Here is a 19,481-nt window from a genome sequence, read left to right on the forward strand (position 1 = left end):
CAGCAGTGGGGGGCCGACGCGCGCACCGGCGCACAGCAGCAAGGGCGCCCTCGCGGGGGCCGCTCCTTACTTCTTGTTGCGACGCTGAACGCGGGTGCGCTTGAGCAGCTTGCGGTGCTTCTTCTTGGCCATCCGCTTACGCCGCTTCTTGATAACAGAGCCCACGACTACCCTCGCTCACTTCTTCACTCGGTGCTGGGCGCCATGGGCCCACACGACCTACGAGGGGCCTAGCCTACCCGCCCGAGCGCTGAGCTCGTAATCGAGGTGACCCGGGAGGCCGTACGGAGACCTCGCCGGGCCGACCCCATCGGGCAGCCGTCAGGCCGTCTCCACCCCCACATAGCTCTCGCGGAGGTACTCGTGGACCGCTTGCTCCGGTACCCGGAAGGACCTCCCCACCCGGATCGCCGGCAGATGACCGCTGTGCACCAGCCGGTACACGGTCATCTTCGACACTCGCATCACCGAGGCGACTTCCGCCACGGTCAGGAACTGAACCTCGTTCAGAGGCCTCTCGTCAGCTGCAGCCATGACACACCTGAACCTTCCGCACTCGACGGCCACCGGCTTCCCCTTCCGGTGACTCTTCGTCGCTGCGTGCTCACTCCCCAATGTAGGTGCGGATGATGCAAGTGGGGAAGAGGGGATGCCATCGGCGGCCTACTGTGACAGACACGCTCGATTGAGTACATAGCGAGTAAGCGGTCGGTAGTAATGAGACCGCACAGCGTCATCGAGGGGAACGACGACTGACACGCGCCCCTCGGCCTCACCAACGAAGAGAGCGGGATCGTCGGTGTCGGCCAGGCCGATCGCGTCGAAGCCCAGTTGACCTGCTCCGCAGACCCAACCATGATCCCCGATGACGAGTTGCGGCAGCGGCCCGCCGGACTCGGCGGCCGCGGCCAGCACGGTGCGCACCGGCAGCGGCGAATGCGTGTGTGCGCCGGGCTCACAACCGGCCCCTCCGGGCTCCGGGTTCCTTACGAAAGCCACTCCCCGTACGTAATCAAGGTCGTACGTGCGTAGACCGAACCGGGTCGTTATGTCGACACGACGACCCTGCGCCGGGGTGAGGACAGTACATCCCGCCGTCGACAAGGCGTCCGCGAGTTCGGCGTAGAAGCCAAGCAACCGGTGCGGGTGACCGGTGCCGAGAAGGACCGTCGCCCCGTCCTGCGCAGCCTGGCCGATCCGCTGGGCGAAGGCCTCGAGACCCTCCAGCGTGCGCTGCGGGTCGATCACATCGTGCCCGGAGATCCGCTGGGGATCGGCCGAGCCCCCGCACTTGTCCGCCATCAGCTCGATCAGATCCCGATGACCCCATGTCCATTCGGGATCGAGGCCGATCAGCACGCGGGGGTCGCGGGCGGCGAACAGCCGATAGCTGCGCAGGCTCTCCTCGCGTGAGGTGGCCACAGGCCCGGCCAGCCGGGCGGCCAGCAGATGTGCACGCAGTGCACCGGTGCTCAACACGACAGCGATGCTGGCCCAATCGCGCCCGCCCTGCGCCCGGAATACGGGAAACACCCCACAGTCGGCGTAACCGTGCGTCCAGGTACGCCACTTCGCCGCACATGCCGGGCACCCGGCGGCCGGCTACGCCAGCAGCCCGCGCAGCGGGAACACCGCCTTCCGCGCCGCCAGCACCGCCTGGTCGAGCCGGTCGGCCGGGTCGTATCCCGCGTCCCAGTCCGCGTACGACACGGGCCACCGGCCGTCCGTCATCCGCCCCGGCGCCAACTGCCGGGTCCGCGCGAACACCTCCTGCCGCCAGCTCTCGGGGATCACGGTCACCGGCTCGATCGGCCGCCCCGCCGCGATCGCGACCAGGTGCGTCCACGACCGCGGTACCACCTCCACGACCGCGTATCCGCCGCCGCCCAGCGCCACCCAGCGGCCGTCGGCGTACTCGTGCGCCAGGTCGTGACACGCCACCTGCACGGCACGCTGCGCGTCCAGCGACACGGCGAGATGGGCAAGCGGGTCCTCGAAGTGGGTGTCGGCACCGTGCTGGGAGACCAGCACCTGCGGACGGAAGTCGGCGACCAGCTCCGGCACCACGGCGTGGAAGGCACGCACCCAGCCCGCGTCCCCGGTGCCGGCGGGCAGCGCCACGTTCACCGCGCTGCCCTCCGCGTCCGGCGCGCCCGTCTCCTCCGGCCACCCGGTCTGCGGGAACAGAGTGCGCGGATGCTCGTGCAGCGAGATGGTCAGGACCCGCGGATCGTCCCAGAACGCCGCCTGCACGCCGTCCCCGTGGTGCACGTCCACGTCCACATAGGCGATCCGCTCGGCGCCCAGCTCCAGCAGCCGGGCGATGGCGAGGGAGGCGTCGTTGTAGATGCAGAACCCGGAGGCACCGCCCGGCATCGCATGGTGCAGCCCGCCGGCGAAGTTCACGGCGTGCAGGACGTCCCCGCGCCACACGGCCTCCGCCGCCCCGACCGACTGCCCGGCGATCAGCGCGGACACCTCGTGCATCCCGGCGAAGGCCGGATCGTCCACGGTCCCGAGTCCGTACGATCCGTCCGCCGACGCCGGGTGCGCGGACGCGGCCTTCACGGCCTCCACGTAGTCCTCCCGGTGCACGAGCCGCAGCGTCGAGTCGCCCGCGGGCTTCGCCGCGACCACCTCGACCGCCCGGTCGAGCCCGAAGGCGTCGACGAGTTTTCTGGTCAGCGCGAGGCGGACCGGGTCCATCGGATGGTCCGGACCGAAGTCATAGCCCGTTACTGCCTCGTCCCACATCAGCTGTGCGCGGCCGCTCATGCCCGTCACCGTATCGGTCCGCTCCCGGCGCGAACGAGCGGGCGTACACCAGTGTCACCAGCACCAACGCCATCGGCACCAGCATGGCGCCCCGGTAGCTCCAGGCGTCCCCGAGCGCACCCACCAAGGGCGAACCGATCAGAAAGCCCACGTAGTTGAAGATGTTGAGGCGTGCGACGGCCGTGTCCGAAGCCCCGGGGAACAGCCGCCCGGCGGCCGCGAAGGTCTGCGGTACGAGAACGCACAGCCCCAGGCCCAGCAGGGTGAATCCCAGCATCCCGACCCACGCCCCGGGCGCCCCCGCCACCACCGCGAACCCGAGCGCCGCCACCAGCGCGCCGAGCCGTACGACCGCCACGGCCCCGAACCGCCGCACCCCGAAGTCACCGATGGACCGCCCGAGCAGCGTGGTGACCATGTAGACGTTGTACGGGACCGTCGCCAGCTGCTCCGAGCTGCCCAGCGTGTCCTGCAGATACTTGGCGCTCCAGTTGGAGACGGTCGAGTCCCCGATGTACGCGAACGTCATCACCAGGCAGAGCGGCAGCAGCAGCCGGAAGACGAGCGGGCCGGACTCGGCGCCCTTCGCGTCCGGCTCCGGCCCGCTCCCGTCGACGTACCATCGGCTGCCGATGAGCGTGGCCGGCAGCAGCACCGCGACCAACGGCAGGTACGACACCCACAGTGCCAGATGCCCGTGCGCGCCCACCCAGGCGAGCGAGGCGCCGACGATCCCGCCGAGGCTGTACGCGGCATGGAAACCGAGCATGATGCTGCGCCCGTACGTCCGCTGAAGGCTCACCCCGAGCATGTTCATCGAGGCGTCCAGGGCGCCCACGGAAAGCCCCAACGCCGCCAGGGCCACAGCCAGTTCGGCCATGTTCTCGCCGAGGCCCACGCCGAGGAGGGCGAGCAGCACGACGGGCTGCGACCACCGCAGCAGCCTGCTGGGCCGCACGCGCTTGACCAGCTGCTCGGTCGTCACGCTGCCGACGCCGGCGAGGATCGGCACGGCGGCGAGGAAGACGGGGAGCAGCGCGTCGGAGACGCCGTACCGGTCCTGGATGGCCGGGATACGGGTCACCAGCAGGGCGAAGGTGGCGCCCTGGGCGAGGAAGCCGAACGCCAGCGAGGCCCTACCGCGCCGCAGCACATCTGTCATGCCGGCGAGAGTAGGACCCCGGGCTACCGGTGGGTAGATCCCGTCGAAGACGAATTTTGTTCAGCTTTACCGGGCGGAAGCGAGCGCCAGGGCGGGCTCGTCGGCGCTCTGGGCCTTCACCTCGGCGATCAGCAGCTGCGCCATCGGACGGGCGGCCAGGGCGCCGCTGAGGACGAACCCGAGCGTCATCGCGACCGCGAGGACCACCGAGCCCATCCAGACCATCGTGTCGACCGGCAGCGTGTAGGCGCCCACGACCCGCACCACGCACTCCGCGAGCAGCACCACACCCCACACGCCCGAGAACACCCGCTCTGCCCGCCGGAAGGCGGAGGACCGGTCCTGCAGCCGCGTCCAGGCGGCCTCCCTGGCCGCAACGCCCTTCACCAGCCAGGGCTTCATGCCCGCCGTCATCATCGGCTTCCCCATGACCACAGAGGTCAGGATCCCGACTCCGATCACGCTGCTGATCCCACTGTCCTTGGCGAGCATCAGCCGCGGGTCACCGGCGACGAAGCTGAGAAGCAGCCCGGCGACGTTCACGAAGAGGATGAGCGCGGCGAAGGCGTTGAGCGTCCGCTCCTTGACCACGCCCCATACGGTCCGCACGGCCGGCACGACGCTGCTGAGGCCGAGGGCCATCAGCGTGCTCGTCCCGAACCCGTCCTTGAACAGGTAGTAGGAACCGATCGGCACCGCGACGTCGATGATCAGCGGCAGGAAGTTCTGCTTCTTGCTCTCACCCTGGGAAACCGTGTTCGTCGTCATGCCCTCAGCTTCGCCGCCGGGGCGGGTCCGCCGGTAGGAACGATCGTCCGCAGCTCGGCATGACAAATGTCAGCGCCGGGCCGGTGGCCCGGGTCATACCAGCAGGTCGGTCAACTCCCCCATGGTGGAGAAGAGCTGTGTGGCAGCCGCGAGCTTGGCCGCGGGCGTCATCGCGGTGAACCCGAACACGTCCATCCCGGCGGCGACGGCGGCCTGCACACCCAGTGGACTGTCCTCCACGACAACGCAGTTGCCCGGCGCGACCCCCATCCGCTCGGCGGCGTGGAGAAACAGATCCGGCGCCGGCTTCCCTCGTCCGACGTCCTGGGAACTGAAGATCCGCCCGTCGTCGAACCACCGGGTCAGCCCCGTCGTACGGTGACCCACCCGGATGCGCTCATGACTCCCGGACGACGCCATGCAGTACAGGGTCCCGTCGGCGGACAGTTTCTCCAGTACGTCCACGACTCCCGCCACGGGCTTCAACTCCCGTTCGAAGGCGGCGAAGACCCGTCCGTGGAAGACGTCGTCGAAGTCGGCCGGCAGCAGCCGTCCCGTGCGCTCCTGGACGAGGTCGTGGACTCGATGCATCGCGGACCCCATGTAGTCGCGGATGGAGTCCTCGTACGTCGTCGGGTGTCCGAGCTCGGTGAGGTAGGCGGCCAGCAGCCGGTTGGAGATGGGCTCGCTGTCGACAAGGACGCCGTCGTTGTCGAAGATGACGAGGTCATAGCGCATGGGTACGAGCGTAGACGAGCCCGAAAAACGAAAAACCCCGCACCGTGGGTGCGGGGTTTTCCCAAGATTTGTTCGGCGGCGTCCTACTCTCCCACAGGGTCCCCCCTGCAGTACCATCGGCGCTGTGAGGCTTAGCTTCCGGGTTCGGAATGTAACCGGGCGTTTCCCTCACGCTATGACCACCGAAACACTATGAAACTGTGAACGCCACACCACGTCATGACAACGTGGGGCTGTTCGTGGTTTCAGAACCAACACAGTGGACGCGAGCAACTGAGGACAAGCCCTCGGCCTATTAGTACCGGTCACCTCCACACGTTACCGTGCTTCCAGATCCGGCCTATCAACCCAGTCGTCTACTGGGAGCCTTACCCCATCAAGTGGGTGGGAGTCCTCATCTCGAAGCAGGCTTCCCGCTTAGATGCTTTCAGCGGTTATCCCTCCCGAACGTAGCCAACCAGCCATGCCCTTGGCAGAACAACTGGCACACCAGAGGTTCGTCCGTCCCGGTCCTCTCGTACTAGGGACAGCCCTTCTCAAGACTCCTACGCGCACAGCGGATAGGGACCGAACTGTCTCACGACGTTCTAAACCCAGCTCGCGTACCGCTTTAATGGGCGAACAGCCCAACCCTTGGGACCGACTCCAGCCCCAGGATGCGACGAGCCGACATCGAGGTGCCAAACCATCCCGTCGATATGGACTCTTGGGGAAGATCAGCCTGTTATCCCCGGGGTACCTTTTATCCGTTGAGCGACGGCGCTTCCACAAGCCACCGCCGGATCACTAGTCCCGACTTTCGTCCCTGCTCGACCCGTCGGTCTCACAGTCAAGCTCCCTTGTGCACTTACACTCAACACCTGATTGCCAACCAGGCTGAGGGAACCTTTGGGCGCCTCCGTTACTCTTTAGGAGGCAACCGCCCCAGTTAAACTACCCATCAGACACTGTCCCCGATCCGGATCACGGACCCGGGTTAGACATCCAGCACGACCAGACTGGTATTTCAACGACGACTCCACAACCACTGGCGTGGCTGCTTCAAAGTCTCCCAGCTATCCTACACAAGCCGAACCGAACACCAATATCAAACTGTAGTAAAGGTCCCGGGGTCTTTCCGTCCTGCTGCGCGAAACGAGCATCTTTACTCGTAGTGCAATTTCACCGGGCCTATGGTTGAGACAGTCGAGAAGTCGTTACGCCATTCGTGCAGGTCGGAACTTACCCGACAAGGAATTTCGCTACCTTAGGATGGTTATAGTTACCACCGCCGTTTACTGGCGCTTAAGTTCTCAGCTTCGCCCCACCGAAATGGAGCTAACCGGTCCCCTTAACGTTCCAGCACCGGGCAGGCGTCAGTCCGTATACATCGCCTTACGGCTTCGCACGGACCTGTGTTTTTAGTAAACAGTCGCTTCTCGCTGGTCTCTGCGGCCACCCCCAGCTCAAGCAGCAAGTGCTCTCACCAGGCATGGCCCCCCTTCTCCCGAAGTTACGGGGGCATTTTGCCGAATTCCTTAACCATAGTTCACCCGAACGCCTCGGTATTCTCTACCTGACCACCTGAGTCGGTTTAGGGTACGGGCCGCCATGAAACTCGCTAGAGGCTTTTCTCGACAGCATAGGATCATCCACTTCACCACAATCGGCTCGGCATCAGGTCTCAGCCCCATGTACGACGGATTTACCTATCGCACGGCCTACACCCTTACCCCGGGACAACCACCGCCCGGGATGGACTACCTTCCTGCGTCACCCCATCACTCACCTACTAACCGCTTGGTTCGGCGGCTCCACCACTTTCCTTTCCCCGAAGGGTCCGGAACGGCTTCACGGCCTTAGCATCACGATGCTCGATGTTTGACGCTTCACAGCGGGTACCGGAATATCAACCGGTTATCCATCGACTACGCCTGTCGGCCTCGCCTTAGGTCCCGACTTACCCTGGGCAGATCAGCTTGACCCAGGAACCCTTAGTCAATCGGCGCACACGTTTCTCACGTGTGAATCGCTACTCATGCCTGCATTCTCACTCGTCAACCGTCCACGACTACCTTCCAGTGCCGCTTCACCCGGCAGACGACGCTCCCCTACCCATCCATACACCCGTTGGGGCTTATATATGAATGACACGACTTCGGCGGTACGCTTGAGCCCCGCTACATTGTCGGCGCGGAATCACTAGACCAGTGAGCTATTACGCACTCTTTCAAGGGTGGCTGCTTCTAAGCCAACCTCCTGGTTGTCTGTGCGACTCCACATCCTTTCCCACTTAGCGTACGCTTAGGGGCCTTAGTCGATGCTCTGGGCTGTTTCCCTCTCGACCATGGAGCTTATCCCCCACAGTCTCACTGCCGCGCTCTCACTTACCGGCATTCGGAGTTTGGCTAAGGTCAGTAACCCGGTAGGGCCCATCGCCTATCCAGTGCTCTACCTCCGGCAAGAAACACACGACGCTGCACCTAAATGCATTTCGGGGAGAACCAGCTATCACGGAGTTTGATTGGCCTTTCACCCCTAACCACAGGTCATCCCCCAGGTTTTCAACCCTGGTGGGTTCGGTCCTCCACGAAGTCTTACCTCCGCTTCAACCTGCCCATGGCTAGATCACTCCGCTTCGGGTCTTGAGCGTGCTACTGAATCGCCCTATTCGGACTCGCTTTCGCTACGGCTTCCCCACCCGGGTTAACCTCGCAACACACCGCAAACTCGCAGGCTCATTCTTCAAAAGGCACGCAGTCACGAGAAGCACCGAAGTGCTTCCGACGCTCCCACGGCTTGTAGGCACACGGTTTCAGGTACTATTTCACTCCGCTCCCGCGGTACTTTTCACCATTCCCTCACGGTACTATCCGCTATCGGTCACCAGGGAATATTTAGGCTTAGCGGGTGGTCCCGCCAGATTCACACGGGATTTCTCGGGCCCCGTGCTACTTGGGTGTCTCTCAAACGAGCCGCTGACGTTTCGACTACGGGGGTCTTACCCTCTACGCCGGACCTTTCGCATGTCCTTCGCCTACATCAACGGTTTCTGACTCGTCCTGTTGCCGGCAGACAACAGAAGAGAGATCCCACAACCCCGCATGCGCAACCCCTGCCGGGTCTCACACGCATACGGTTTGGCCTCATCCGGTTTCGCTCGCCACTACTCCCGGAATCACGGTTGTTTTCTCTTCCTGAGGGTACTGAGATGTTTCACTTCCCCTCGTTCCCTCCACACTGCCTATGTGTTCAGCAGTGGGTGACAGCCCATGACGACTGCCGGGTTTCCCCATTCGGAAACCCCCGGATCAAAGTCTGGTTGACGACTCCCCGGGGACTATCGTGGCCTCCCACGTCCTTCATCGGTTCCTGGTGCCAAGGCATCCACCGTGCGCCCTTAAAAACTTGGCCACAGATGCTCGCGTCCACTGTGCAGTTCTCAAACAACGACCAGCCACCCATCACCCCACCACTTACGCGGCGAGTTCACTGGGGCCGGCGACTGAAGGCAGCCGAACGGCCATACCCTCAGACACCCAACAGCGTGCCCGACACGATCAGCCGACCAGATCAGCGTTCCACGCCCCGAAGAGCAGTACTAGCGCCTGGTCCATCCTGGACCGTGCCGAATAATCAACGTTCCACCCATGAGCAACCAGCATCGAACATTCGCCGATGTACTGGCCTCTGACCGAGCAAGCCCGGTAAGAAGTGCTCCTTAGAAAGGAGGTGATCCAGCCGCACCTTCCGGTACGGCTACCTTGTTACGACTTCGTCCCAATCGCTAGTCCCACCTTCGACAGCTCCCTCCCACAAGGGGTTGGGCCACCGGCTTCGGGTGTTACCAACTTTCGTGACGTGACGGGCGGTGTGTACAAGGCCCGGGAACGTATTCACCGCAGCAATGCTGATCTGCGATTACTAGCAACTCCGACTTCATGGGGTCGAGTTGCAGACCCCAATCCGAACTGAGACCGGCTTTTTGAGATTCGCTCCACCTCACGGTATCGCAGCTCATTGTACCGGCCATTGTAGCACGTGTGCAGCCCAAGACATAAGGGGCATGATGACTTGACGTCGTCCCCACCTTCCTCCGAGTTGACCCCGGCGGTCTCCTGTGAGTCCCCATCACCCCGAAGGGCATGCTGGCAACACAGAACAAGGGTTGCGCTCGTTGCGGGACTTAACCCAACATCTCACGACACGAGCTGACGACAGCCATGCACCACCTGTACACCGACCACAAGGGGGGCACTATCTCTAATGCTTTCCGGTGTATGTCAAGCCTTGGTAAGGTTCTTCGCGTTGCGTCGAATTAAGCCACATGCTCCGCTGCTTGTGCGGGCCCCCGTCAATTCCTTTGAGTTTTAGCCTTGCGGCCGTACTCCCCAGGCGGGGAACTTAATGCGTTAGCTGCGGCACCGACGACGTGGAATGTCGCCAACACCTAGTTCCCACCGTTTACGGCGTGGACTACCAGGGTATCTAATCCTGTTCGCTCCCCACGCTTTCGCTCCTCAGCGTCAGTAATGGCCCAGAGATCCGCCTTCGCCACCGGTGTTCCTCCTGATATCTGCGCATTTCACCGCTACACCAGGAATTCCGATCTCCCCTACCACACTCTAGCTAGCCCGTATCGAATGCAGACCCGGGGTTAAGCCCCGGGCTTTCACACCCGACGTGACAAGCCGCCTACGAGCTCTTTACGCCCAATAATTCCGGACAACGCTTGCGCCCTACGTATTACCGCGGCTGCTGGCACGTAGTTAGCCGGCGCTTCTTCTGCAGGTACCGTCACTTTCGCTTCTTCCCTGCTGAAAGAGGTTTACAACCCGAAGGCCGTCATCCCTCACGCGGCGTCGCTGCATCAGGCTTTCGCCCATTGTGCAATATTCCCCACTGCTGCCTCCCGTAGGAGTCTGGGCCGTGTCTCAGTCCCAGTGTGGCCGGTCGCCCTCTCAGGCCGGCTACCCGTCGTCGCCTTGGTGAGCCATTACCTCACCAACAAGCTGATAGGCCGCGGGCTCATCCTTCACCGCCGGAGCTTTCGACCCTCACAGATGCCTGCGAGAGTAATATCCGGTATTAGACCCCGTTTCCAGGGCTTGTCCCAGAGTGAAGGGCAGATTGCCCACGTGTTACTCACCCGTTCGCCACTAATCCACCCCGAAGGGCTTCATCGTTCGACTTGCATGTGTTAAGCACGCCGCCAGCGTTCGTCCTGAGCCAGGATCAAACTCTCCGTGAATGTTTTCCCGTAATCGGGATAAACACCACGAGAGCGGTGCGAGAGGAGGAATAGTCCCCTCGCACACAGCGTCCTCGCTGTGTTATTTCAAAGGAACCTCGTCCCAGTCATGATGACCGGAGACGGGGTATCAACATATCTGGCGTTGATTTTTGGCACGCTGTTGAGTTCTCAAGGAACGGTCGCTTCCTTTGTACTCACCCTCTCGGGCTTTCCTCCGGGCTTCCCTTCGGTGTTTCCGACTCTATCAGACCTTTTCTCGATCCGATTCCCGGCCGGAGCGGGTTGTCTTCCCGGCCGTTGGACCGTTCCGACGAGTGAGACTTTAGCGGATTCCTGCCGTCCGAGCTAATCGGGGGCTGCGTCCTCGCAAAAGCTCGAACGCGGATTCCTCATTCCGAAAATACGCGCGCCCATACACACGGCAAAGCAGCGCCGAGTATCGGTGGGTACCTGCGGAATGGCTGTCCGGGGACCGACCGTGGTCGGCGCTCACGTCGGACAACCTGGAGAACATTACGCATCGGGCAGAGGCGTGTCAACTTCCTCCCGCGGGGCCGGAGGAGGCGTACTCTCTTCTCATGACTTCGCGTACGTGCAACCAGCAGTGGTGGGCCGCCTGACGGCGGCCGACTCACGTATGCGCACAACGGCCGCCGCCCCGGCGGCCGTTCTTGTATCTCCCTCCGGAGGGGCGGCCGGCCGGACAGGCGGCCCTGACCTACAGGTGGAGAGATGACACGGGTATTCAGCGGGATCAAGCCGACCGGGCACCTGACGCTGGGGAACTACCTCGGAGCCATGCGGCGGTGGGCCGAGGTGGACCAGCACCAGGCCGACGCGCTGTTCTGCGTGGTCGACCTGCACGCCCTGACCGTGGACCACGATCCGGCGCGGGTACGCAGGCTCACGCGGCAGGCGGCGACGCTGCTGCTGGCCGCGGGGCTCGATCCGGAGCTGTGCACGGTGTTCGTACAGAGCCATGTGGACGCCCACACCCGGCTCTCGTATGTGCTCGAGTGCGTCGCCACGGACGGCGAGATGCGGCGGATGATCCAGTACAAGGAGAAAGCCGCCCGTGAGCGCGAGCGAGGCGGGAGCGTGCGGCTGTCGCTGCTGACGTATCCGGTGCTGATGGCGGCGGACATCCTGGCGTACGGGACCGACGAGGTGCCGGTGGGGGACGACCAGACGCAGCACGTGGAACTGAGCCGGGATCTGGCGGTGCGGTTCAACCAGCGGTACGGGCATACGTTCGTGGTGCCCCGGGCGACCCATCCGGAGGTCGCGACCCGGGTCATGAACCTTCAGGAACCGACGTCGAAGATGGGGAAGTCCGACGACTCCGGGCCGGGCATCGTCTATCTGCTCGACGAGCCGGACGTGGTGCGGAAGAAGGTCATGCGGGCCGTGACCGACAGCGGGTCGGACGTCGTCTACGACCGGGAGGCGCGGCCGGGTGTGTCGAACCTGCTGGAGATCCTGGCCGCGTGCGAGGGGCGGAGCCCCGAGGAGCTGAGCGGTGCCTATGACACCTACGGCGCCCTGAAGAAGGACACCGCGGAGGCCGTCGTCGAACTGCTGCGGCCGGTTCAGGAGCGGCACCGGGCGTTGTGCGCGGATCCCGGTCGGGTGGACGAGGTGCTGCGGGCCGGAGCGGAGCGGGCCAGAGAGATGGCCGCTCCTCGGGTGGACGCGGCGTACCGCGCGATCGGTCTGCTGCCCGCCTGAAGGTCCCGTGCCCACCGCCGGACGCCCGGCGGTGGGCACGAAGGTCAGTTGTTGCCGGACGCCAGTTCGCGGCTACGGTCACGGGCGGCTTCCAGCGCGGCGATGAGCGCGGCACGCACCCCGTGGTTCTCCAGTTCCCGGATCGCGTTGATGGTCGTACCCGCGGGCGAGGTGACGTTCTCGCGGAGCTTCACCGGGTGCTCGCCACTGTCGCGGAGCATCACCGCAGCGCCGATCGCGGACTGGACGATCAGTTCATGGGCCTTGTCGCGGGGCAGTCCGAGCAGGATGCCGGCGTCGGTCATGGCCTCGACCAGGTAGAAGAAGTACGCCGGACCGGAGCCGGAGAGGGCGGTGCAGGCGTCCTGCTGCGACTCGGGGACGCGCAGCGTCTTGCCGACGGCGCCGAAGATCTCCTCCGCGTGGGCGAGGTGGGCCTCGGTGGCGTGGCTCCCGGCGGAGATGACGGACATGGCCTCGTCGACGAGGGCGGGGGTGTTCGTCATGACGCGGACGACCGGGGTGCCGGCGGCGAGCCGGGCCTCGAAGAACGAGGTGGGAATGCCGGCGGCGCCACTGATGACCAGGCGGTCGGCCGGGATGTGCGGGGCGAGCTCGTCGAGAAGCGTGCCCATGTCCTGGGGCTTCACCGTGAGGATGAGCGTGTCCGCGGTCTTGGCTGCCTCGGCGTTGGTGACCGGGGTGACGCCGTGACGGGCGCGGAGTTCCTCGGCCCGTTCCCGGCGGCGGGCGGTGACCAGGAGATCGGCGGGAGCCCAGCCGGCCCGGATCATTCCGCTGAGCAGGGCTTCGCCGATCTTTCCGGTGCCGAGGACTGCGACTTTCTGGCTCATGGTGCGGGTGCCCTCCGGAGGGTTTGCGTCGTCCGGATTCATCCTCGCACCGGGGGTACGTGCGGGGGGTCCTTGTCCGGTGGGCGGGATGGGCCTTCCCGGTGCGGCTCGCGACCGCGTCAAGCCGTCCTGCGCCGTAGCGTCGCCGCCCCCAGCCCCAGGACCAGGAGGGCGCAGCCCGCCACGATCAGTGCGTCCCGCAGGAACGTCGCCGTCATGTCCGTGTGCTTGAGGACCTCGTTCATGCCGTCCACCGCGTACGACATGGGAAGGACGTCGGAGATGGCCTCCAGGACCGGGTGCATGTCGGAGCGAGGGGTGAACAGTCCGCAGAGGAGGAGTTGCGGGAAGATCACCGCGGGCATGAACTGGACCGCCTGGAACTCCGAGGCCGCGAAGGCCGAGACGAACAGACCGAGCGCCGTGCCGAGCAGCGCGTCGAGGAGGGCCACCAGAAGCAGCAGCCAGGGCGAGCCGGTGACGTCGAGGCCCAGGAACCAGACCGCGAGACCGGTCGCGAGGGCCGACTGGATGATCGCCAGAGCTCCGAAGGCGAGGGCGTAGCCCGCGATCAGGTCGCCCTTGCCGAGCGGCATCGCGAGCAGGCGCTCCAGGGTGCCGGAGGTGCGTTCGCGCAGGGTCGCGATCGACGTCACCAGGAACATCGTGATCAGCGGGAAGATACCGAGCAGCGAGGCGCCGATCGAGTCGAACGTGCGCGGGCTGCCGTCGAAGACGTAGCGCAGCAGGAGCAGCATCACGCACGGGATGACGATCATCAGCGCGATCGTGCGCGGGTCGTGGCGGAGTTGGCGCAGGACGCGTACGGCCGTCGCCGTGGTGCGGGAGAGGGTCAGAGGGCTCGTGGTGGCGCGCGGGGTCGTCGTGGTCATCGGACCGTCTCCTCGGCGGTGTTCTTCGGTTCTCCGGCCTTGTTCCCGGCCGCTGCCTCGTCCACCAGGTGCAGGAAGGCCTCCTCGACCGTCTCCGCGCCCGTACGGGTGCGCAGTGCCTCGGGTGTGTCCTCGGCGAGGATCTCGCCCTCGCGCATCAGCAGGAGGCGGTGGCAGCGCTCGGCCTCGTCCATGACATGGGACGAGACGAGGAGCGTGGCGCCGCGGTCCGCCGCGATGGTGTGGAAGAGGGCCCACAGGTCGCGGCGCAGAACGGGGTCGAGGCCGACTGTCGGTTCGTCCAGGACCAGGAGTTCGGGGGTGCCGAGCAGGGCGACCGCGAGGGAGACGCGGCTGCGCTGGCCGCCGGACAGGTTGCCGGCGAGGGCGTCGGCGTGCGTGGTGAGGTCGACGTCGGCTATGGCCCGGGTGACGTCCTCGTGGCGGCGGTCGGCGGCGGCGCGGCCGGGGTCGAGGATCGCGGCGAAGTACTCGAGGTTCTGGCGGATCGTGAGGTCGTCGTAGACGGAGGGCGCCTGGGTGACGTAGCCGATGCGGGAGCGCAGGGAGGCGTCGCCGGCGGGGCGCCCGAGGACTTCGAGGGTGCCGCTCACCTTGGCCTGGGTGCCGACGATCGCGCGCATGAGGGTCGACTTGCCGCACCCGGAGGGACCGAGCAGTCCGGTGATGCGGCCGCGGGGGACGGTGAAGTCGAGACCCCGTAGGACCGTGCGGGGGCCGCGTACGGCGGTGAGGTCTGCGGCTCGGATGGCGGGGGCGGCGGGCCCCTGCTCCGGGAGGCCGGGCGGATGCGTCCGACTGATATTCATCATGTGATGAATATGGCGCGCGACGGACCGGCCGTCAAGCCGGTGGGGCCGGGCCGCCATGGCGCCTACGGTCGCGTCGCCACGATCAACTCGACGTCGTAGACCTCCTCGACCAGGCCGTCCGGAAAGACCTCGAGGAGGTGCTGGCGCTCCTCGGCGAAGAAGGCGCGCGCATCCTCCTCACCGAGGACGAGGAAGATCGAGTGGCTGCCGACGTTGGCGAGGTGGGTGTCCACGGAGACCGTGCGGCTCCAGCGGACGACTCGGTGGGTGTGGGCCGGGACGTCGGGTGCGCCTGCGAAGGCCAGTTCGGTACGGGTGCCCCCCGCGCCGGACTTGGAGGCGTGCTCGGCGCCGAAGTGCCGCTTGATGCGGTCGGCCTGTGCGGCGATCCACGGAACGTCCTGCGCGTCCATGTTCCACCACAGCGCGAGGGCGCCGCCGGGGCGCAGCACCCGCAGTGCTTCCGGGACCGAACGGGCGGGGTCGGTCCAGTGCCAGGCCTGGGCGTAGGTGAGGAAGTCGGTGGAGGCGGTGGCGAGGGGCAGGGCGTTGCCGTCGCCGCGGAGGACGGGGACGCCGGGGACGCTTCGGCGGAACTGGGCCGCCATGCCCTCGCCGGGCTCCACCGCGAGAACATGGGCCCCACGGGACTTGAGAAGGGCGGTGGCGATCCCGGTGCCGGCGCCGATGTCCGCCACTCGGGCGCCGGCGAGCGGGCGGCCCGCGAGGTCTTCCAGGGCGTCGAAGAGGGCGGGCGGGTAGGTCGGGCGGTTCGCGGCGTACTGGGCTGCGGCGGCGTTGAAGGAGTGGGCGCGGGTGGAGCGGAGCGACGCGTTCATACGCCCATGGTGGCGGGGGCCGGACACCGGGGGACAGCGGGTTTGCCGGGCCGAGGGACGGTGAGACCGGGAAGGGAGCCGGTCCCGGCCCACGGCCGGCCGGCGGCGCCGCGGGGCCGCCGGGTCAGGGGCGGCGTTTGCGGGCCGGGTTGCCCGAACGTCGGGTCGTGCGCTTCTCGTAGGCGGCGCGGGCTTCTTCGTAGTCCTCGCGGTGGAGCTTCTCACCGGGGGCCTCGCGCAGCGAGCGGAAGAAGTACGCGAGCAGCGAGCCGACGAAGCCGATCGCCAGAAGGCCGCGGAGCGATGCCTGCCGCTCCGGGTCGGGGCGCTTGGTGAAGCTCCCCCAGGTGTGGTTGAAGGCCATCGCGCTGCACACCGCGAACATCACCACGACCAGCAGGGTCACCCCCTTGCCGACGTTGGCGACCTCCAGGCCCTGGTAGGCGAAGCGCAGCACCAGGCAGGAGACGGCGGCGGCCACGAGCGAGCCGACGGCCACGCCGACGCGGCGTCCCGCGTATCCGCCGTCGTGGTCCACCCACGTCGTGCCGAAGAAGCGGAGGGGTTCGGGGCGGGGACCCGTGGGGGTGCCCGGAGTGCCGTTCGCGTCGCTCACGGGTCGATTATCACTCCGGACGACCGGGGGTCCCCGCCGCTGTCGTCATGCGCAGCGTGACGTGACGTATCCGTCGCTCTCCGTATGCACATAGGTGTCGGACACGTACTCACCGTTGCCGATGTTGTCCCAGATGTTGCTCGTGCCGTAATAACCCGTCACGGTCGACCCCGGCGTCTGGCAGAAGATCGGGACGCTGACCCCCTCGGGCAGTACCTGGACGATGCTGTAGCTGGTGCCGGGACCACTACGGACATTCAGCCGGACGCCCGGTGCCACCGAGTAGTACGGAGCTGCCGATGCGCTCACCGACGAGCCCAGCACCATGAGAAGTGCTCCGGCGGCTGATCCGGCCAGAAGGACGGATCTGCGCTTCCTGGATGTCATGACTGTCTCTCCTTGGTGGGATCAGCCGCAGCGCGAGGTGACGTACCCGTCGCTGCCCGTGTTCACATACGCGTCCGCGACGTACTCGCCGTCGTCGATGTTGTCCCAGATGGCGCTGGTGCCGTACGGGCCGGTGACCTTGGTACCCGGCGTCTGGCAGAAGATCGCGACCTTGGCGCCCTCGGGCAGGACCCGGACGATGCTGTAGCCGGTCCCGGGACCACTACGGACATTCAGCCGGACGCCCGGTGCCACCGAGTAGTAGTGCAGGGCGGCGGCCGTCGCCACGGCCGCCGCCACGCCGTCGCCCCCGGCTCCTTCGGCACGGTCAACTGTCATGAAAAACCTCCCCCGTTGGCCCCATGAGTGTCATGGGGACCCGTTGATTCCCTCCAGCCACGTACTGAAACGCACTTCGGCGACTGGCATGAGGAGGCTGGCAAGCCGCCTCGGTCTCGTAAGTTTCATCGACTAGGCTCCCAAATCGCGCGCGGACGAACAGCACGGGGGTGGTCCATGGCGCCGCAGCAGAACACCGGAGGGGGCGCGGAAGCGGAACGTCCCGAGTACGACGGCCAGTACCGGCTGGAGTCATGCCTGGGCTCGGGCGGCATGGGTGTCGTACATCTGGCCAGGAGCGCCTCGGGGCTGAAGCTCGCGGTGAAGGTCGTGCACGCCGCGTTCGCCAAGGATCCCGAGTTCAGGGGCCGTTTCCGGCAGGAGGTGGCCGCCGCCCGAAGGGTGAGTGGTGCCTTCACCGCGCCCGTGGTCGACGCCGACCCGGAGGCCGAACGGCCCTGGATGGCCACTTTGTTCATTCCCGGTCCGACCCTGTCCGACCAGGTGAAGCAGAACGGGCCCATGGCGCCGTCCCAGTTGCGCCGGATGATGGCCGGTCTCGCGGAGGCGCTGCGCGACATCCACCGCGTCGGGGTCGTGCACCGGGACCTGAAGCCGAGCAACGTCCTGCTCGCCGAGGACGGGCCGAAGGTCATCGACTTCGGCATCTCCCGGCCGAAGGACAGCGAACTGCGGACCGAGACCGGAAAGTTGATCGGAACGCCGCCCTTCATGGCGCCCGAGCAGTTCCGGCGTCCGAGAGAGGTCGGGCCGGCCGCCGACATCTTCGCCCTCGGGTCCGTGATGGTGCACGCGGCGACCGGGCGCGGGCCGTTCGACTCGGACAGCCCGTATGTCGTCGCCTACCAGGTGGTGCACGACGAGCCCGACCTGGCCGGGGTGCCGGAGGATCTCGCGCCGCTGGTGCTGCGCTGCCTCGCCAAGGAGCCCGAAGACCGGCCCACACCGGACGAACTGATGCGCGAGTTGCGGTCGGTGGCGGCGTCGTACGACACCCGGGCGTTCATACCGGGACAGCGGACCGTCGATGCGCCGGCGCCGCAACCCGGCGTCGAGAAGCCGGAGGCTCCGCCTGGGAAGCGCCCGCGCAGGCGTGTGGTGTTCGCCGGTGCAGCGCTCGTCCTGGCCGTGGGCGGCGTGCTCCTTTCGGTCCTGTCCCAAGGAGGGCCCGCCACCACGCCGACGGGTGACACGCCCCGGACCACGGGGGACGCGTTCCGCGCCTGGGAGACGACGCCCGTGTCCGAGGACGGGAACGCTGCGCAGTGCTCCCACGGCGCGGGCAAGTTGTTCTGCGGACAGCCAGGGCTGATCTTCGCCCTCAATCCGTCCGACGGCACCCAGCTCTGGCGGCACGCGGTCGCGAGGACGATCAGGAGCGGGCCGCCGCTCGTGTCGGGCGGTCTCGTTCAGCCTCTGACCGACCAGCGCGGCGCTCTGCAGGCACTCGACCCCGCGTCGGGAAGGACGCGTTGGCAGCGGGCCTCGTCCGGGTACGACGCACCGCGTCAGGCGGGAGACATGCTGCTGCTCACCGGTGCCGACGGGACGGTCACCGGCGTGAACAGCGCCACGGGCAAGACGGAGTGGAGTCACGCCATCCCGGGCCAGGGCATGCCGTACTTCACCTCGTTCGCAGGCAACCCGCTGGCGTACGCGGCGAGCGCATCTGACGACGGGTCGAGCACGCACGTCACCGCAGTGGATCCGCACACGGGTGATGTGCGGTGGGACGCGCGGCTGAAGGGTGTGCTGAAACCGTTCGGCACCGCGGGCGGGTCCGTCTTCTTCCTCTCCGTCGACCAGGTCTACGAACGCACGACGGCCGTGGTCCGCTACACCCCTGGCTCCGCTTCGACGCGGAGAGTGGCGCTGCCGGTACCGCTGGAGCGCGCCCACGCCACCGTGCACGGCCACGTCGTGTACCTCCTGGCCGCCGGCGGCTCACTGGAAGCCGTCGACATGGTCGCGGGAAAGCGGCTCTGGCATGTCGAGACGTCGGTGACGCGCGGCTCGGCGCCGGTCGCGGACGGCGGTCACGTCTACTTCACCGCGGCCGACGGACGGCTGCTCGCCTTCGACGCCGACAAGGGAGGTCTCATCGGCCAGACCCGGCCGCGCCTCGGCACGCGCGCGGAGCACGTCGCGGCCTCGCTCCCGGAGCCCCTCCTCCTCAACGGCCACGTCTACGCCTCCGCCCCCGACGGCACCGTCTTCGCCGTGGACGGGCATGACCCGTCGAGTTGGTGACAGGCGAAAGGGCCGCCCCCCGCAGGGACGGCCCAGTGCTGTCGG

Annotated in this window: 16 protein-coding genes and 3 rRNA genes; 2 read left to right on the forward strand and 17 right to left on the reverse strand. The window is 66.4% G+C overall.

Translation table 11 applies throughout. The annotated features are described in order from the left end of the window. Positions 1-66 precede the first annotated feature (66 nt). The 10 genes from ACQEXA_RS25410 to ACQEXA_RS25455 all read right to left on the reverse strand — a co-directional run bounded on the left by ACQEXA_RS25410 (position 67) and on the right by ACQEXA_RS25455 (position 10,673). Positions 67-165: a 30S ribosomal protein bS22 gene (locus ACQEXA_RS25410; protein WP_003948845.1), complete on the reverse strand. Its 99-nt coding sequence runs from the start codon at positions 163-165 to the stop codon at positions 67-69. A gap of 156 nt (positions 166-321) precedes the next feature. Beyond that, on the reverse strand, positions 322-534 hold the full coding sequence (locus ACQEXA_RS25415; protein ID WP_166661820.1) for a helix-turn-helix domain-containing protein: 213 nt from the start codon (positions 532-534) through the stop codon (positions 322-324). A 129-nt stretch (positions 535-663) separates the two neighbouring features. Next, positions 664-1,479 carry a phosphatase gene (locus tag ACQEXA_RS25420; RefSeq protein WP_359405424.1) on the reverse strand — a complete coding sequence of 272 codons (816 nt, stop codon included), beginning with the start codon at positions 1,477-1,479 and terminating at the stop codon, positions 664-666. Positions 1,480-1,602: 123 nt separating this feature from the next. Beyond that, entirely contained in the window at positions 1,603-2,775 is a 1,173-nt protein-coding gene (locus ACQEXA_RS25425) for an acetoin utilization protein AcuC (protein ID WP_432931038.1), read from the reverse strand. Continuing rightward, the gene (locus ACQEXA_RS25430) at positions 2,726-3,937 is read right to left on the reverse strand and encodes an MFS transporter (protein ID WP_433131101.1); all 1,212 of its coding nucleotides are present in this window, start codon (positions 3,935-3,937) and stop codon (positions 2,726-2,728) included. The genes ACQEXA_RS25425 and ACQEXA_RS25430 overlap by 50 nt, the downstream gene beginning before the upstream one ends. A 66-nt stretch (positions 3,938-4,003) precedes the next feature. After that, positions 4,004-4,705, reverse strand: a complete 702-nt coding sequence (locus ACQEXA_RS25435) for a VC0807 family protein (protein WP_433131103.1) — start codon at positions 4,703-4,705, stop codon at positions 4,004-4,006. 93 nt (positions 4,706-4,798) lie between these two features. Then, a complete protein-coding gene (locus tag ACQEXA_RS25440; RefSeq protein WP_433131105.1) occupies positions 4,799-5,443 on the reverse strand; it encodes an HAD family hydrolase in 645 nt (214 codons plus the stop codon). Positions 5,444-5,513: 70 nt separating this feature from the next. Continuing rightward, a 5S ribosomal RNA gene (gene rrf / locus ACQEXA_RS25445) occupies positions 5,514-5,630 on the reverse strand. An 88-nt stretch (positions 5,631-5,718) separates the two neighbouring features. Further along, positions 5,719-8,836 (reverse strand): 23S ribosomal RNA (locus ACQEXA_RS25450). Between the two features lie 311 nt (positions 8,837-9,147). Beyond that, a 16S ribosomal RNA gene (locus tag ACQEXA_RS25455) occupies positions 9,148-10,673 on the reverse strand. The 16S, 23S and 5S rRNA genes sit together here, the layout of an rRNA operon. Positions 10,674-11,408: 735 nt before the next feature. On the opposite strand from ACQEXA_RS25455, the gene trpS reads away from it, so the two are divergent. Further along, positions 11,409-12,404 carry a tryptophan--tRNA ligase gene (gene trpS / locus ACQEXA_RS25460; RefSeq protein ID WP_432931031.1) on the forward strand — a complete coding sequence of 332 codons (996 nt, stop codon included), beginning with the start codon at positions 11,409-11,411 and terminating at the stop codon, positions 12,402-12,404. Between the two features lie 44 nt (positions 12,405-12,448). Here trpS and proC read toward each other — a convergent pair whose 3' ends face one another. The 7 genes from proC to ACQEXA_RS25495 form a co-directional block, all read right to left on the reverse strand. Next, entirely contained in the window at positions 12,449-13,258 is an 810-nt protein-coding gene (gene proC / locus ACQEXA_RS25465) for a pyrroline-5-carboxylate reductase (RefSeq protein WP_432931030.1), read from the reverse strand. 119 nt (positions 13,259-13,377) lie between these two features. Then, on the reverse strand, positions 13,378-14,151 hold the full coding sequence (locus ACQEXA_RS25470; RefSeq protein WP_432931028.1) for an ABC transporter permease: 774 nt from the start codon (positions 14,149-14,151) through the stop codon (positions 13,378-13,380). Continuing rightward, positions 14,148-14,984, reverse strand: coding sequence for an ABC transporter ATP-binding protein (locus ACQEXA_RS25475; protein ID WP_433131107.1), 837 nt, complete (start codon positions 14,982-14,984; stop codon positions 14,148-14,150). Before ACQEXA_RS25475 ends, ACQEXA_RS25470 begins: the two co-directional genes overlap by 4 nt. A gap of 62 nt (positions 14,985-15,046) precedes the next feature. Then, the gene (locus ACQEXA_RS25480; protein WP_433131109.1) at positions 15,047-15,823 is read right to left on the reverse strand and encodes a class I SAM-dependent methyltransferase; all 777 of its coding nucleotides are present in this window, start codon (positions 15,821-15,823) and stop codon (positions 15,047-15,049) included. A 124-nt stretch (positions 15,824-15,947) separates the two neighbouring features. Beyond that, positions 15,948-16,439 (reverse strand): EamA/RhaT family transporter, encoded by a 492-nt coding sequence (locus ACQEXA_RS25485; protein ID WP_432931023.1) that lies wholly within the window; start codon positions 16,437-16,439, stop codon positions 15,948-15,950. Positions 16,440-16,484: 45 nt separating this feature from the next. Next, positions 16,485-16,826: a hypothetical protein gene (locus ACQEXA_RS25490; protein ID WP_432931021.1), complete on the reverse strand. Its 342-nt coding sequence runs from the start codon at positions 16,824-16,826 to the stop codon at positions 16,485-16,487. Positions 16,827-16,847: 21 nt separating this feature from the next. After that, positions 16,848-17,165 carry an SH3 domain-containing protein gene (locus tag ACQEXA_RS25495; RefSeq protein ID WP_432931020.1) on the reverse strand — a complete coding sequence of 106 codons (318 nt, stop codon included), beginning with the start codon at positions 17,163-17,165 and terminating at the stop codon, positions 16,848-16,850. Positions 17,166-17,342: 177 nt separating this feature from the next. On the opposite strand from ACQEXA_RS25495, the gene ACQEXA_RS25500 reads away from it, so the two are divergent. Beyond that, on the forward strand, positions 17,343-19,436 hold the full coding sequence (locus ACQEXA_RS25500) for a serine/threonine-protein kinase (RefSeq protein ID WP_433131111.1): 2,094 nt from the start codon (positions 17,343-17,345) through the stop codon (positions 19,434-19,436). Positions 19,437-19,481 lie beyond the last annotated feature (45 nt).

Source organism: Streptomyces sp. CA-106110 (genome assembly GCF_050936285.1).
In the GTDB taxonomy this organism is placed as follows: domain Bacteria; phylum Actinomycetota; class Actinomycetes; order Streptomycetales; family Streptomycetaceae; genus Streptomyces.